Below are 14,880 nucleotides of genomic sequence, written 5' to 3' on the forward strand. Positions count from 1 at the left end.
ATGGGCGCCGGGCACGCCCACCGGCTCTACCGGCACGCGCACTCCCCCGTGCACGCGCTGCCGCCGCACACCAAGCTCGCCGCCGCCTTCGCCTTCGTGATCGTGGTCGTCTCCACGCCCCGGGAGGCGGTGTGGGCCTTCGCGGTGTACGCCGTACTACTGGCGGGGGTGGCCCGAGCGGCCCAGGTGCCCGCCGCGTTCCTGCTCAAGCGGTTGCTGATCGAGATCCCCTTCGTCGCCTTCGCCGTGCTCATGCCGTTCGTGGCACAGGGCGAGCGGGTGGACGTGCTGGGCATGTCGCTCAGCATCAACGGCCTCTGGGGCGCCTGGAACGTGCTCGCCAAGGGCACCCTCGGCGTCGCCACCTCCGTACTCCTCGCCTCCACCACCGAACTGCGCGAACTCCTCCTCGGGCTGCAACGCCTCAAGCTCCCGCCGCTGCTCGTGCAGATCGCCTCGTTCATGATCCGGTACGGCGATGTCATCGCCGACGAGATGAGGCGGATGCGGATCGCCCGGGAGTCACGAGGCTTCGAGGCGAGCGGAGTCCGGCACTGGGGGGTGCTGGCGAAGTCCGCCGGGGCGCTGTTCATCCGGTCGTACGAACGGGGGGAACGCGTACATCTGGCCATGGTGAGCCGGGGGTACACCGGTTCCATGCCCGTCATCGACGAGGTGACCGCGTCCCGGGCGCAGTGGTCGTACGCCTTCGCCCTGCCCGTCGCCGCGCTCGCCGTCTGTCTGCTGGGATGGACCCTGTGACAACCACACCCGCACTCTCACCCTCACTTGAAGTGGCCGGGCTGGCCTACGCCTACCCCGACGGCCACCAGGCGCTCTTCGGCGTCGACTTCTCCGTCGGGCGCGGTGAGCGGGTCGCGCTGCTCGGGCCCAACGGGGCCGGCAAGACGACGCTCGTGCTGCACCTCAACGGCATCCTCACCGGCGGCGCGGGGACGGTCACCGTGGCCGGGATGCCCGTCGGCAAGCGGCACATGGCCGAGATCCGACGCAAGGTCGGAATCGTCTTCCAGGACCCCGACGACCAGCTCTTCATGCCGACCGTCCGCGAGGACGTCGCGTTCGGGCCCGCAGCCGCGGGGATGAAGGGCGAGGAGCTGGAGCGGCGCGTCCGCACCGCCCTCGACCTGGTCGGCATGGCGGACTTCGCCGGCCGCCCGCCGCACCATCTCTCCTTCGGGCAGCGGCGCCGGGTGGCGGTGGCGACAGTGCTCGCCATGGAGCCCGAGATCCTCGTCCTCGACGAGCCGTCCTCCAACCTCGACCCCGCCTCGCGCCGCGAACTGGCCGACATCCTGCGGTCGTTGGACGTCACCGTCCTCATGGTCACGCACGACCTGCCGTACGCCCTGGAGCTGTGCCCGCGTGCGCTGATCCTCAGCGAGGGCGTCATCGCCGCCGACGGACGCACCGGCGGCCTCCTGGCCGACGACGACCTGATGCGCGCCCACCGCCTGGAGCTGCCCTACGGGTTCGACCCGCGCTCCGTCTCCACCACCCGCACCACCTGACGGCGGGCGCGTGGACAATGGGCGCGTGATCGAACAAGAGGACGCGCACAACGACGCATACGATCCCGGGTCGCCGCGCCTCGACGACCAGTTGTGCTTCGCGCTGTACGCGGCCCAGCGCGCGGTGACCGCCGCCTACCGCCCGCTCCTGGAGGAGCTGGGCCTCACCTACCCGCAGTACCTCGTGCTGCTGGTCCTCTGGGAGCGCGGCGAGATGACCGTGAAGGAGCTGGGCACCGCCCTGTGCCTCGACTACGGCACGGTGTCGCCGCTGCTCAAGCGGCTGGAGGCGGCGGGACTCGTCCGCCGGGAGCGGTCGGTGCTGGACGAGCGGTCGGTGTCCGTCGGCGTCACCGGGCGGGGCGCGGAACTCCGGGAGCGCGCGGCGCGCGTACCGGGCGCGCTGCTCGCGGCGACGGAGCTGAGCGGGGGCGAGGTCGCACGGCTGCGGGGCGAGCTGTGGGCGCTGGCGCACCGGGCACAGGGGGCGGCGGAACGGTCCCGTTCGAGCTGGGGTGAGCCACTGACCTGAGGTTACCCAGGGTTCCCACCCCCGGGTGGCGAATACATCCCTACCAGCCGGTACCTTGTGCACGATGTAGTTGCGGTATTCGCAGTATCTACACATGTTCCTGTTGTCCGCTTTGGTGGAGGTTCTGCCGTGACTGACGCCGGTATCGACGTCGAGGCCCGTACCGAGGCCGGTACCGAGGCCCTTACCGAGACTCGTCCGGACACTCGCCCGACGAAGATCATGTACGTCGCCGAGGCCACCGCCCACGGCGGCCGGGACGGCGATGTCACCAGCCAGGACGGCCAGCTCGCACTGAAGGTGGCGATGCCGCCACAGCTGGGCGGCGACGGCAACGGCACCAACCCGGAGCAGCTGTTCGCGGCCGGTTACAGCTCCTGCTTCCACAACGCGCTGGTCCTGGTCGGCCGCCGCGAGGGCTACGACCTGACCGGTTCCACGGTCGCCGCGAAGGTCGGCATCGGCCCCAACAAGCAGCGCGGCTACGGCCTCGCGGTCGCCCTGAGCGTCTCGCTGCCGATCCTCGACCAGGACATCGCGGCCAAACTGGTGGACGCGGCGCACATGGTCTGCCCGTACTCCAACGCCACCCGCGACAACATCGATGTGACGATCATCCTGGGCTGAGCCTCCGGTTCCTCCCGGGCCGAGGAATCGAAGGCGGGTAGGGGCGCGTTACACCCGCGTGGACATGGCGGACTTGAACGTAGACGTGAACGGCACTGTGGCGGAGGGCTTCGAGCCGGTCCGGGACGCGTTCGCGGCGAACTTCGCGACCGGCGGCGAGCGCGGCGCCGCCGTCACCGTGTACCGGGACGGGCGCCGGGTCGTCGACCTGTGGGCCGGGGTACGGGACTTCGACGGGGACGCGGACGCCGGATCCGGGTCGGCGCCCTGGGAACACGGCACCGCGCAGATCGTGCGCTCGGCGACGAAGGGCGTCGCCGCCGCCGTACTCCTGATGCTGGCCGAGCGCGGCGAGCTGGACCTGGACGCTCCCGTGGGCGAGTACTGGCCGGAGTTCAAGGCGGCGGGCAAGGAACGCACCCTCGTACGGCACCTGCTCTCGCACCGTGCGGGCGTCCCGGTGCTCGACCGGCCCCTCACGCCGGTGCAGGCGGCCGACCCCGCACTCGGCGCCGCGGCGGTCGCCGCCCAGGCGCCGGCCTGGGAGCCGGGGACGGACCACGGGTACCACGCCCAGACGTACAGCTGGCTGACGGGCGAGCTGGTACGCCGGGTCAGCGGGCGCCCGATCGGTGACTGGGTCGCCACGGAGATCGCCGGGCCGGCCGGCCTCGACCTGTGGATCGGGCTGCCGGAGGCCCAGGCGGGGCGCGTGGGCCGGGTGGGCCGGGTCCAGACCCCGGAGACGGCGGGCCCGGGCCTCAGGACACGCCCCAAACGGTCCGTCGCCGACGCCTACGCCGACCCGGACTCCCTCACCAGCCGGGCCTTCGCCGCGATCACCCCGCTGCCCGACGAGAACGACCCCGCGTACCGGGCCGCCGCCCTCCCCGCCTCCAACGGCATCGCCACGGCCGACGGACTCGCCCGCTTCTACGCCTCCCTGATCGGCCAGGTCGACGGCGGAACCCGCCTGTTCACCCCGGCGACGGTCGAACTGGCCCGGCGCGAACAGTCGGCGGGCCCGGACCGCGTCCTGGTCATCGGCACCCGCTTCGGCCTCGGCTACATGCTCCACGGCAGCGCCTCGCCGCTCCTGACCCCCGGATCCTTCGGCCACCCGGGCAGAGGCGGCGCGCTCGGCTTCGCCGACCCCGACTCGGGCATCGCGTTCGGGTACGTGACGAACGGCTTCCGCAAGAGCGTGACGGCGGACGCACGGGCGCAGGCGTTGGTACGGGCGGTGCGGTCGGTGCCGGGAGTGATGGGGCCGGGGCTGTAGGGCGCGGCGTCCGTTGTGTGACGTTCGTCGCGATCGCCCCGGGTGAGGGATGCGCGCCCGCCCCCAGTCGTACGCTTCAAGAACCCCCGCACCGACCGCACCGACGCCAAGGAGTTGTCGTGCCCCATACCTCCGGCCGCCTCCGCCCCCACGGCAGCCGTTAACGGGCCACGGGCACGTTCCGATCATGCGCTGCTGTCTCTCCGCTCCCCTCGCCGCCCTGGCGGCGTTCCCCGCCCCCCGCGACCTCGTCCGATCCGGCGCGCTGCTCACGCCCGCCGTACTCCGGTCCGCGCTCGCCGCGCGCCGGGAACGCGTCACGCGCACGGACGTCGTGACGGCCCTCCACCTGGAGCTGGTCACGCTCACCGAGGACCGCGCCGTCATCACCTGGTACACGGCCGTGCCCGGCACCGACGACGGTTTCGGGCACCTGGTCCCCGCGGTCACCGAGGGCGAGGTCGTGTACGGCACCCACCCCGCCCACCTCGACCGCACGGCGTCGGAGGACCACCCGACCGCCCACCACCACGTCGAGCTGACGGACCTGGAGCCGGGCCAGACGTACTACTACCAGGCCCGTTCGCGCGGCCGGGCGGCCACACCGACCCCCCTGCACCTGGTGCGCGGCAACGCGGTCGGCACCTCGCTGCACGGCCTGGGCTCGCACGGCGGCCCGTACTCCTTCACGACCCCAGAGCCGCCTCCCGGCCGCCACCTCCTCTCCATCGCCCTCTGCAACGATCTGCACCTCGGCGAGACCACGGCGGGCCGGGTGGCCGGCGTGCCGATGCTGCGCGGGGTCTCGCAGCGGCCCGGCCTCGACCCGTACCCGGAGATCATGAGCCGGGCGATGGTCGAGGAGGCCCACCGGCGCGGGGCGGACGTCCTGCTGGCCGCCGGGGACATCTCGGCGGCCGGCGCACCCCGGGACCTGGCCGAGGCCCGCCGCATCCTGGACGGTTTCGGCACCCACGGACGGGACTACTTCGTCGTACGGGGCAACCACGACCGCCCCCGCCACCCCGACGACTCCTTCCGCGACGGATTCCTGGGCGGCCCCGACGGCCTCGGTTACTTCGCGCGCGACCTGGGCGGCCTGCGCCTGATCGGCCTGGACACCTACGAGAAGGACGGCAACGGCGGCGACGCGGGCGGGCTGAGCGCCGAGCAACTTGCCTGGCTTCAGGCCGACTTGAGGCGTGACCGGGACCAGCCGACGGTCGTCTTCGGCCATCACCCGCTCACCACAAGGGACTCGGTCTTCCCCATGGGCCGAGGTCAGCGCCTCGACCGCGGCCAGGCCCGCTCGATCGTCGACGCCTACGCCTCCTCCCCCGGCGTCTTCCTCCACCACGCGGGCCACACCCACCGCAACAAGCGCACGGTCCTGACGGGCGCGCCGCACGTCACCCAGCAGGAGGTCAGCGCGGTCAAGGACTACCCGGGCGGCTTCTGCCTGCTGCGCGTCCACACCGGCGGCTACGCCCTCAACTACTACAAGAACAGCAGCGTCCCGGCCCGCGCCTGGGTCGAACGCAGCCGCCTCACGGCAGGCGGCCTCTGGCCCCACCACGCCCTCGGCCGCTCGGTGACCGACCGCAACAGCATGCGCCTCCACGACCTGTCGGGCGTACGTGCTTACCTGCGGGCGTGACCCCGACGCCCTGAGCGAGCGCCTGCCGGAATCGCGGGTGCCCGTCCGGCGTTGGCCCCGACATGACCTCCGACCAGCGCACGATCACCAATCCGCCCGCCCTGCACGACCCGACACCCTTCGGGTACAGCCACGCGGTGTCGGCGCCCGGCGAAACCGTGTACATCGGCGGCCAGTACGCCTCCGACGCCACCGGCGCTCCCGTCCCCGGCGACTTCGCGGCCCAGGTGGACCTCGCCTTCGACCGGCTGCGCTCGGCCCTCGAAGGAGTCGGCCTCGGCTACGAACACGTCGTGCGGCTCGGCACGTTCATCGTCGGCCACGACCTGGACAAGCTGGAAACCCTCGGCAAGGCGCTGCACGCCCGCTTCGGCACGCGGCTCCCGGCGCAGACACTCAGCGGTGTCGCCTCGCTGGCCCTGCCGGGGATGCTCTTCGAGGTGGACGCGGTGGCGGTACGCCCTTAGGTCCCGATCGGCCGATCCCGATGTCACCACGGTGGTGGTGGAGCACCGGGACCGGCTCGGCCGGTACGACGGAGAGGCACAGGCGTTCAGCTCGCGGATGTACACCATGTGCCGAACGTGGTTGCCCGACTCCTTTCAGGCGCCGGAGATCAGCAGTTCCATGTCGCCCAGTACCACTTGCCCTTCATCGAACCGTCCGAGTTCGTCACCGGTGTGGCGATCTGGACGCCCGTGCTGCCCTGGCCGGGGTAGTACCAGAAGTAGTGGCCGTGCTTGCGCTTGCCGTAGTGGACCTCGAGCCAGCCCTCGGACTTCCGCCAGTACGGTGCGAACCAGTACCCGCCCGCCATGTGGGGCGGGATGGCGGCCCGGAGCGTGGTGCTCGCGCTGGTCGTCCTGCCGACCTCCCACTTCTCGGTCTGCGACTGACTGACGGACATACCCGCTTCGAGTTTGTCCTCGAAACCGACCGAGACCTCCACCTTCGTCTCCTGCTGGAAGGAGTACGAGGTGCTGCGGTCGGTCCGGAAGGCGATGTCGAAGCCCAGGTCTCTGGTGCCCGCGCAGTTGTAGACCGCGTTGCCGACCTGGCGCCGCTTGCCCAGCTGGGTCCATGCGTTGACCTCGTGGTACTGGCACAGGCTGGTTTTGCCGTGGTTGCAGTCCCAGATCACGTCGGGCCTGTCGTCGCCCCAGCCGGGGCTGCTGTTGGCGTTGGCCGTCCCCGTGGAGAGGGGGATCAGCGCGAGGGCGAGGGCCGATGTCAGTACGGCCATCCGGCGGCGGCCGGTCTTCCGGATCTTCATGGGTCGTTCTCCCGTCGGATTCCCCGGCCCGTTGATCGGGCCGGGCCGCCGCCCCGGCCGAGGGGGGAGTCGGGCCGGGGCGGCAACGGGTCGATCGTCATGGGGCCGGGAGTTGATCGGCCACCCTTTCCACCAGGTCAATCAATCGCCGCACACCCGGCGATACGGCACGTCACGCACGTACGTCCGCCACTGCGCCCGCGTCAGCTCGGCGCCGCCCGCTCGCGCGCACACCGACGCGACCGCCTTCGACGGCTCGATGGTGTAGCGCTGGAGGGGTACGTGCACGCTTCCCGCGTACACCGTGCCGCTGTCCGCGGCGAACGCCACCGAGTCGATCGCCTCGCCCCGCGTCGTCAGCGGGCCGCCGAGCGGCTGCTGGGTGGCGAGGTCCCACAGCTGGAGGCTTCCCGCCTCGCCGCCCACCGCCAGGGTGCGGCCGTCGGGGCTGACGGCGAGGGCGCTGACGGCCTCGGAGGTGTCGCCGGTGAGCGCGTCGGACAGGTCCTCCGCGAGCGCCGGGAAACGGTTCGGCAGGATTGCCTCCTGTTGCCGGAACTTTCCGTCCCACAGCGCCACCCGGCCCGTCTGGTCCCCGGCCGCGAACCGCGAACCGTCCGGAGCGAAGGCGAGAGCGCCGATCTCGTCGCCCTGGACCAGGTTCCGTGCGGTGGCCCTGCCGCCGGGCAGGGCCACCGTTCGGTTGTCGCCGACCAGGAGCCCGTCGTCGGGGCGGACGGCCAGGTGGCCGCTGGCCAGGGCCGGGAGCACCGCGGTCCGGCGGTGGTGTACGAGGTCCCAGGTCTCGTTGGTCAGCTCGCCGACAGCCGATGCGCGGGCGAGCTGCAGGGTGCGCGCGTCCGGGCCGAGAGCCATGGTGATCACGGCTCCGTCCGACGTGCGGGTGGCCAGGTCGAGCGTCGTGCGGACCCGGCCCTCGGTGACGTCCCAGACCGTGAGGCGCTGCGGGGACGCCGTCCTGCCGTCTGCCGAGACCGCGTAGGCGAGCGCCTTGCCCTCGGGATCGAACGCGAGGCGCGGGGAGACGTCCTCCGGGACGACCGGCTGGGTGGGATCGGAGGAGACGGGAAGCGGCGTGGGCGGCAGTGTCCGCAGCAGCCGCCCGGCGGGGGTCGTGTCGCGCAGCTCGAAGCGGTAGGTGTCGCCGGTGCGTCGCGCGGTGGCGAAGGTACGGCCGTCCGGGGCGATCAGCACGTCGTCCACCGGCCGGTCCTGCCAGGCGGATGTCACGACCGTCGCGACGTCCAGGGAGTGGACGGTGCCGGCCTCCAGATAGCGCAGCACCGGACGTGCGGGGTCCCAGGCAAGACCGCGGTACAGGTGCTGGTTGTCGAGGGAGTGCCGCAGCACCGGGGCGTCGACGCCCACCCGCCACACCCTGATCTCCTGACCGTCGGCGGTCGCCAGGAAGGTCCCGTCCTCACTGAGAGCGGCGTACTGCACCCCCGGGTCGGAGAGGTCCGCCAGCTGCTTCCCCGACCGGACGTCCCACAGGCGCACCCCGCTCGCGGTCACGGCGGCGAGCCGCTGCCCACCGCCGAGCATCAGCCATGACCACTCCCGGCCGCAGAGGTCGCCCGCGTCTTCCCAGCTCCCGTGCACCGTGCGCGCCTTCGGCAGGTCCCGCACCCGTACCGGGCCGCCTCCGCGGGGACAGACCGCGACCATCCGGCCGTCCGCGCTCGGCGCCGCCTCCGTGTCGTCCGACTCCGTCTCCCACAGCAGCTTCCCGTCCGCGGCCGAACGCACCTCCACCCGGGCGTTGTCCATGCTGCTCACCACGTACGTGCGTGCGGCGAAGCGGATGTAGGCCAACGCGGGCAGCCGGTCACCGAACCACCGTTCGGCCACCATGTCCCACAGCCGTACCCCGTCGTCCCCGGCGAACGCCAGCAGCCGCCCGTCCGGGCTCGCCTCGAGCACGGTGCCGTGCTCCGGCAGCCGCCCCTCGGCGATCCGCCGGTGCCGGGCCACGTCCCAGGTCCGCCACACCCGGCCCTCGACGCTGAGCAGCGTACGGCCGGAGTCGATCAGGTGGCGAGAGGGGCCGTCGCCCGGTGCCGGGTCGCCGAAGGCGTCCAGCTCCTGCTGGCCGAGGGAGCCCAGCAGGGCCCGCCGGGTCTCCGGCAGCTCGGCCACCCGCCAGGCGGCGACGCCCAGCAACTGCGCGGTGCGCGGGTCGGTCGTCCGCAGGGAGTCGGCGACGGTGGCGATGCGGCGGGCCGCGTCCTCGGTGCGGCGACGCTCGTTGTCCCGGCTCTGCGTCCAGGCGACCAGGCCCGCGACCAGCGCCACCGCGAGGACGGCCGACAGCACGCCCACCGCGGCCCGCGCCCGGCGCGTCGAGCGGGCGGCGGCCCGGCATTCGGCCTCGTGGGCCGCCAGCGCGGCGGTGAGGAACTCGCGTTCCGGCACGGTCAGGGAAGGGTCGTCCTCGTGATCGGCGAACAGCTCCGCCGCGCGGGCCAGGCGGGTGCCCCGGTACAGGGCGCCGGGGTCGCGGTCGTGCTCCAGCCAGACGCGGGCCGCCTCGGTCAGCCGCCGGTGGTGGCGCAGCCGCTCGCGGTCCTCCTCGATCCAGCCGTGCAGTCGCGGCCAGCATCTGATCAGCGCCTCGTGGGCGAGCTGGGCGCCCTCCTCGTCGACGGTCAGCAGCCGGGCGCGGGCCAGCCGCTCCACCACCGACGTCACGTCGGGGGACGCCCACTCCTCCCGCTCGGTCCGGGTCAGTGGGCGCCGGGTGTCGGGGGTGCCCTGACCTGGCTCGACCATCCGCAGCAGCAACCGCCGGGCGGCCGCCGCCTGGGGTGCGGTCAGCTGCCCGTACGCCTCCTCGGCGCTCGCCGCGATGGCGCCGTGCACGCCGCCCGCCGCCTGGTACGCGCCCAGAGTCAGCATCCGGCCCTTGCGGCGCCGCCACGTTTCGAGGAGCGCGTGCGAGAGCATCGGCAGCCCGCCGGGCTCGTCGAGGACCTCCTCCACGATCCGCGCGGTCAGCTCACGTTCCACCAGGAGCCCGGCCTCCTGCGCCGGCTTGACGACCGCCTCCCGCAGCTCGTCCGCCGTCATGGGGCCGACCAGCAGTCCGGTGCCGTTCAGCGCGTCGGCCAGCTCCCGGTGCTCGCCGCAGCGGGGGTAGAAGTCGGCCCGTACGGCGATGAGGACCCGCAGTCGGCTGCCGGGGTCGCGGGTGGCGAGCAGCAGCTCGATGAACCGGGCCCGTTCGGTCCGGTCCCGGCACAGGGTGAAGACCTCCTCGAACTGGTCGACCACCACCCAGCTCTCCGGCTCGTCCGCCGCCGGGGCCAGCAGATGGGCGTACGTGGTGGCGGGCCGGTCCCCGGGAGTCAGCACCCGCAGCGCTGCGGGGCGGCCCCGGTCCGCGATCTCCCGCTGGAGCCGGGGGATCAGCCCGGCCCGCAGCAGCGAGGACTTCCCGCTGCCGGAGGCGCCGATCACCGCGGCGAACCGGTGCGCGCACACCAGCTGGAGCAGCTCCTGCGCCAGCCGGTCCCGGCCGAAGAACAGCCCCTGGTCGGCCGGCTCGAACCGGGCGAGACCCCGGTACGGCGGTGTCGCGTTCGCATCGTCCTCGCGGGCCGTCCCCGCCGCCTCCGCCTCGGCCTCCTTCCACTTGAGCTCCCACTCGGCCGGGTCGCCGCCGCAGGCCCGTACATACCCCTGGACGACGGCGAGGGACGGCAGCCGTTCGCCGGCGGCGGCCTGGGACAACGTGGTGCCGGAGAAGCCCGCGGTCTCGGCCATCGCCCGATATGAGGGGGTTCCCGCGTTCCTGCGCAGCTTCCGCAGCTCGTGCGCGAGGCGCGGCACAGGACCGGCGATCGGGTCCAGCGGTCTCTCCGGACGGCCCACGCGCGTACCTCCACACAGCTGACGAAAGTGACATCGGGAGCGATGAAGATACAAGCCGTCCGGTAACGCCCCGGTTGCCCACGCGTGACAGGCAGGCGTTGCGGTGTGTGACATCGATCAATTCCCTTTCGCCCGCGGGATTGACCGACCTGACAAAAGGGGCGTGCCAATCAATGTCGCGGTTGCGAACGTCGGTGACGACAAGGCCGGATTCCGGCACGCCGAGCAACTGGAGGACAGCGCATGTCCCACTCAGACGTGATGACGCTCCCCGTAGAGGAAGCGCAGCGGCCGACGGCAGAGACACTGCGGCGCCGAACAGGCAGACGCACCGTCGGATCGATCGTGGCCACGGTCGTGCTGTCGGTCTTCGCCACCCTGCTCGGCCCGCTCGGCATGGTGTCGAGCGCGAACGCGGCGCAGGACGGCGACCCCATCGCCACATGGAAGATCGGCGACGTCAACAGTTACGCCGCCTTCATCAACCAGATCCGCAGGACGGTGAACGTCGGAGAGTCCAGTGTCACGGGCACCGGACGCCAGGTGTTCCACACCTCGGGCAACCCGAACCGCGAGACGTACATCACCGTCAGGGTCGAGCGGTCGGACAGCAACCGGTCCGTGCGGCTGCGACTGCGCGCCAGCAACCTGTACCTCGTGGGCTGGTGGCGCAACTCCCACGAGCGTGACCAGTACGTCTCGGTGGACAGGACGCAGACGCAGCCGCCGGTCAACGGTGCGCACGAGGAGCGGCCCGGGGTGTCCGCGCCGTTCGGTGAGAGCTACACGGCGATCGAGCGGGAGACCGGAGTGAACAGCGACCGCGGCCACATCCAGTACAGCCACGGGATCCTCAACGAGACGGTGGAGACGCTGATCCGCGCGGACCGCAGGAGCACCCGGGACCAGGCCGGCGCCTTCCTGAGGATGACCCAGGCCGTCTCGGAGGCCGCCCGCTTCCGGCCCATCTCCGAGTACATGACCGCCGCCCAGCGGGACCACGTGGCTGCCAGCGCCATGCCGGGCTACTACGTCTCGATGGAGAACCGTTGGAGCGAGTTCAGCAGGCGCTTCAACCAGATCCAGAAGGAGACCAAGAAGAACCCGCACTACCAGGACCCGCAGCCGCTGCGGCAGTACGTGTGGCTGCGGAGTGCCGACACGGGGCGTCGGGAGTTGGAGGACTACGTCTTCAACACCGCGGTCTCCTACGCGATGTATCTGCTCATGACCGCCCTCCAGCCCGTCACCAAGTAAGCCGCCGAGCGGACCGACCGCACCGGGCCCCGTTCCGGCGGCCGGCCCGGCAGCCGCGACAGTCCCGGCGGGACACATCCCTGTCCCGCCGGGACTATCGCGGTGCGATGGCTTTGAGCCAGTCCTCGACGGCGACGACATCCGCCCACTGCGGGAACAGCCTCTCGGTGAGCATCGTGTGCACCTCGGGGTCGGTGTCGAGGCAGGCGTCGGCCAGGACGGTGAGACCGAAGTCCAGATCGACGGCGTGCCACAGGGTGGACAGCACCACGGCGCTGGTGGCGATGCCGGTGAGCACGAGGCTGTCGATGTCGCGAGCCCTGAGTACCAGGTCGAGGTCGCTGCCCGAGAAGGCGCTCCCCCGCCTCTTGGTGACCACCACGTCGCCCTGCTGGGGCGCGATGTCGTCGTGGATCTCGGCGCCAGGGGCCCCCTCGGTGAACAGGCCGGCCCGCACGGCGTTCACCATCGCCCTGTTGCGAGGGCTGACCTCCGGATCACCCGGCCGTAATCCCATCCGCACGTAGATCACGGGGATGCCGGCCGCCCGGGCTCCGTCGATCGCTCTGCGCAGGCGGGGCAGATATCCGGAACCGTCGTCGGCGATGGCCACGACGTCCCGTTGGACGTCCATCACCAGAAGCGCGCTGTTCGCCATGCTTGCCGTCCCTTCTCCGTCGGGAATTCCGATGGGAATTCCCGACGGGAAACAAGAGCGAGTCTGGTGGATCAACATGGCCGCGGTGGAGGTTTCCCCTACCCGGCGTGCAGCATCAGCCCGATCCCGACGACGAGCAGCCCGGCCGCGGCGACCCTGGGCACCCCGAACCGCTCCTTGAAGAACACGGCGCCGATCGCCGCGCCCACGATGATCGACGATTCCCTGAGCGCCGCGACGGGGGCGAGTTCCGCCCGGGTCTGCGCCCACAGAACCAGGCCGTACGCCGCGACGGACAGCGCGCCGCCGAGGAGCCCGACGGCGGCGAACGGCCGTACGATCGCGAGGAATTGGCCCCGCCACCGGTACAACGCGAAGGCGGGGATGGCGATGCCCTCCAGGGCCATCAGCCAGGCGATGTAGGCGAGCGAGGAGCCCGAGGCCCGTACGCCCAGCCCGTCGACGACGGTGTACGCGGCGATGGTCAGCCCGGTCGCCAACGCGGCCCCGATCGCCGCCCAGTTGGGCCGCCGTCCGCGCAGGCCCCACAGCGCGACGCCGGTAAGTCCCGCACAGGACACGGCGATTCCGGCCGCCGCCCACCCGTTCGGCACCTCATGGGCGAACACGGCGGCGAGCACGGTGACGACGAGGGGCGCGGTGCCGCGCGCGATCGGATACGCCTGCCCGAAGTCGCCGAGCCGGAACGACCGCATGAGCAGCACGTAGTACGCGATGTGGATGAGGGCCGACGCGACGAGATACGGCCACGCCCCGGCAGCGGGAAGCGGCAGAAACGGAGCCACGACCAGCCCGATCAGCATTCCGCCGCCCGCGATGAGCGTGAACCCGACCAGCTTGTCGGTGATGCGGTGCGCGAGCGCGTTCCAGCAGGCGTGCGTGACGGCGGCGAGCAGTACGGCGGCGGTGACCGTCGGGGTCACGAAGCCGCCGACTCGCGTACGTCCACGAGAGTCGCGCCGGCGTGGGTGATCAGGGCCTTCGGCTCCATGGGGAACACGGTGTACGGGGTACCGGCGGCGGCCCAGACGACGTCGTGCTCCAGCAGCGAACGGTCCGCGAGCACCCGGGTCCTGGTCCGGTGCCCGAAGGGCGGCACGCCCCCGATGGCGTACCCGGTGGTCTCCCGTACGACGTCCACCTTGGCGCGGGTGACCTTCGCGGCCATGAGTTCGCGCCGGACGAGCTCGACGTCGACGCGGGAGGCGCCGTCCATGAGGACGAGCACGGGGACTCCGTCGGCGGAGAAGATCAGCGACTTGCAGATCTGGCTCAGCTCACACCCGATCGCGGCGGCGGCCTCGGCGGCGGTACGGGTCTCGTCCGGGAACCGGCGGATACGGGAGCGGAGTTCGCTGAGACCCAGCTCATCGAGGGCCTCGGCGAAACGGGAGGACGTGGTCATGCCCGGCACGCTAGCTGGCGGACAGATGCGTGACGAACGAATTCCAGGTGGCGGGGGCGAGGGTGAGGTGCGGAGTGTGGGCGGGGGTGGGGGTCTTGGAGTCCCGGACTCGGCATCACCTGGAGCAAGACGTTCCGCAATTGCCCCACTTCCAGCAGGTGTTCGAGTTGCCGCCGTAGAACCATCCTCCCTCCGATCGGCCGCTCGAGCGTCACCTGTTCCTGGATGAAGCTGAACGTAGGTGTGGGCTCCCGCTCGAAGACCGACTTCCGGGTCATGCGCGCGGCGACTTCCCGTTCCACCTCGCCGGGAGAGAGCAGGGGTTGGTGTGTCCCGAACAGCGCCTTGGCGAACTCCGGCGTCTGCAACAGACCGTGGATGTTGTGGTTGCTGTACAGCAACATCTCCACCGCCCGCGCCTCCAACTCCTTCAGCGCCCGCACCTTCTTCGGGTACTGCGCGTCCTCCACGTACTTCCGCATGGCGGTAATCGCGCCCCGCGCGTTCACCAACTCGTCGGCGCTGTAGAGGAATTCGACCCGGGGAATCCGTGCCCCGCGTTCGACCTTCCGGATCAGGTCCTCGCCGTACCGCATGGCCGCCCCGAAGTCGGCCACCGACATTCCGGCGGCCTCCCTGTGGAACTTGATCACGCCGCCCACGACCTCGATCATCGGCGCCATCTCGTCGCCGGGCTCGATCGCCCAGCCCACCTCGTCCACGTCTTCGCTCATACCCACCT

General features: G+C 71.7%; 14 protein-coding genes. 8 read left to right on the forward strand and 6 right to left on the reverse strand.

The genetic code is table 11. The annotated features are described in order from the left end of the window. From cbiQ to ACW4TU_RS17875, 7 genes are all read left to right on the forward strand, one after another. Positions 1-762: a cobalt ECF transporter T component CbiQ gene (gene cbiQ, locus ACW4TU_RS17845; RefSeq protein ID WP_457428806.1), complete on the forward strand. Its 762-nt coding sequence runs from the start codon at positions 1-3 to the stop codon at positions 760-762. Beyond that, positions 750-1,532: an energy-coupling factor ABC transporter ATP-binding protein gene (locus ACW4TU_RS17850; RefSeq protein WP_457428807.1), complete on the forward strand. Its 783-nt coding sequence runs from the start codon at positions 750-752 to the stop codon at positions 1,530-1,532. The genes cbiQ and ACW4TU_RS17850 overlap by 13 nt, the downstream gene beginning before the upstream one ends. A gap of 25 nt (positions 1,533-1,557) precedes the next feature. Continuing rightward, positions 1,558-2,064: a MarR family winged helix-turn-helix transcriptional regulator gene (locus ACW4TU_RS17855; protein WP_457428808.1), complete on the forward strand. Its 507-nt coding sequence runs from the start codon at positions 1,558-1,560 to the stop codon at positions 2,062-2,064. A gap of 222 nt (positions 2,065-2,286) precedes the next feature. After that, entirely contained in the window at positions 2,287-2,691 is a 405-nt protein-coding gene (locus ACW4TU_RS17860) for an organic hydroperoxide resistance protein (RefSeq protein WP_189145691.1), read from the forward strand. A gap of 64 nt (positions 2,692-2,755) precedes the next feature. Beyond that, complete coding sequence (locus ACW4TU_RS17865) at positions 2,756-3,973, forward strand: serine hydrolase domain-containing protein (protein WP_457428809.1); 1,218 nt, start codon at positions 2,756-2,758, stop codon at positions 3,971-3,973. Between the two features lie 187 nt (positions 3,974-4,160). After that, the gene (locus ACW4TU_RS17870; RefSeq protein ID WP_457428810.1) at positions 4,161-5,630 is read left to right on the forward strand and encodes a purple acid phosphatase family protein; all 1,470 of its coding nucleotides are present in this window, start codon (positions 4,161-4,163) and stop codon (positions 5,628-5,630) included. Positions 5,631-5,692: 62 nt separating this feature from the next. Then, positions 5,693-6,097 (forward strand): RidA family protein, encoded by a 405-nt coding sequence (locus ACW4TU_RS17875; RefSeq protein ID WP_457428811.1) that lies wholly within the window; start codon positions 5,693-5,695, stop codon positions 6,095-6,097. A gap of 149 nt (positions 6,098-6,246) precedes the next feature. Here ACW4TU_RS17875 and ACW4TU_RS17880 read toward each other — a convergent pair whose 3' ends face one another. Beyond that, a complete protein-coding gene (locus tag ACW4TU_RS17880; protein ID WP_457428812.1) occupies positions 6,247-6,903 on the reverse strand; it encodes a hypothetical protein in 657 nt (218 codons plus the stop codon). Positions 6,904-7,044: 141 nt separating this feature from the next. After that, positions 7,045-10,797: an nSTAND1 domain-containing NTPase gene (locus ACW4TU_RS17885; protein WP_457428813.1), complete on the reverse strand. Its 3,753-nt coding sequence runs from the start codon at positions 10,795-10,797 to the stop codon at positions 7,045-7,047. Between the two features lie 243 nt (positions 10,798-11,040). Between ACW4TU_RS17885 and ACW4TU_RS17890 the strand changes: the two genes are divergently transcribed. Beyond that, complete coding sequence (locus ACW4TU_RS17890; RefSeq protein ID WP_457428814.1) at positions 11,041-12,054, forward strand: ribosome-inactivating family protein; 1,014 nt, start codon at positions 11,041-11,043, stop codon at positions 12,052-12,054. Positions 12,055-12,148: 94 nt separating this feature from the next. On the opposite strand, the gene ACW4TU_RS17895 is transcribed toward ACW4TU_RS17890, so the two are convergent. From ACW4TU_RS17895 to ACW4TU_RS17910, 4 genes are all read right to left on the reverse strand, one after another. Beyond that, entirely contained in the window at positions 12,149-12,712 is a 564-nt protein-coding gene (locus tag ACW4TU_RS17895; RefSeq protein ID WP_457428815.1) for a cysteine hydrolase family protein, read from the reverse strand. Between the two features lie 98 nt (positions 12,713-12,810). Beyond that, entirely contained in the window at positions 12,811-13,656 is an 846-nt protein-coding gene (locus ACW4TU_RS17900) for an EamA family transporter (protein WP_457428816.1), read from the reverse strand. Further along, the gene (locus ACW4TU_RS17905) at positions 13,653-14,138 is read right to left on the reverse strand and encodes a YbaK/EbsC family protein (protein ID WP_457428817.1); all 486 of its coding nucleotides are present in this window, start codon (positions 14,136-14,138) and stop codon (positions 13,653-13,655) included. Before ACW4TU_RS17905 ends, ACW4TU_RS17900 begins: the two co-directional genes overlap by 4 nt. Next, positions 14,135-14,860: a helix-turn-helix domain-containing protein gene (locus ACW4TU_RS17910; protein WP_457428818.1), complete on the reverse strand. Its 726-nt coding sequence runs from the start codon at positions 14,858-14,860 to the stop codon at positions 14,135-14,137. Before ACW4TU_RS17910 ends, ACW4TU_RS17905 begins: the two co-directional genes overlap by 4 nt. Between the last annotated feature and the right edge of the window lie 20 nt (positions 14,861-14,880).

The organism is Streptomyces kryoterrae (genome assembly GCF_054072135.1).

What these genes read in the sequence shown, in the direction of transcription:
- ACW4TU_RS17875 (WP_457428811.1), top strand. Translation starts at nt 5,693, where the DNA reads ATGACCTCCGACCAGCGCACGATCACCAATCCGCCCGCCCTGCACGAC.
- ACW4TU_RS17870 (WP_457428810.1), top strand. Translation starts at nt 4,161, where the DNA reads ATGCGCTGCTGTCTCTCCGCTCCCCTCGCCGCCCTGGCGGCGTTCCCC.
- ACW4TU_RS17880 (WP_457428812.1), bottom strand. Translation starts at nt 6,903, where the DNA reads ATGAAGATCCGGAAGACCGGCCGCCGCCGGATGGCCGTACTGACATCG.
- ACW4TU_RS17895 (WP_457428815.1), bottom strand. Translation starts at nt 12,712, where the DNA reads ATGGCGAACAGCGCGCTTCTGGTGATGGACGTCCAACGGGACGTCGTG.
- ACW4TU_RS17850 (WP_457428807.1), top strand. Translation starts at nt 750, where the DNA reads ATGGACCCTGTGACAACCACACCCGCACTCTCACCCTCACTTGAAGTG.
- ACW4TU_RS17860 (WP_189145691.1), top strand. Translation starts at nt 2,287, where the DNA reads ATGTACGTCGCCGAGGCCACCGCCCACGGCGGCCGGGACGGCGATGTC.
- ACW4TU_RS17865 (WP_457428809.1), top strand. Translation starts at nt 2,756, where the DNA reads ATGGCGGACTTGAACGTAGACGTGAACGGCACTGTGGCGGAGGGCTTC.
- cbiQ (WP_457428806.1), top strand. Translation starts at nt 1, where the DNA reads ATGGGCGCCGGGCACGCCCACCGGCTCTACCGGCACGCGCACTCCCCC.
- ACW4TU_RS17890 (WP_457428814.1), top strand. Translation starts at nt 11,041, where the DNA reads ATGTCCCACTCAGACGTGATGACGCTCCCCGTAGAGGAAGCGCAGCGG.
- ACW4TU_RS17905 (WP_457428817.1), bottom strand. Translation starts at nt 14,138, where the DNA reads ATGACCACGTCCTCCCGTTTCGCCGAGGCCCTCGATGAGCTGGGTCTC.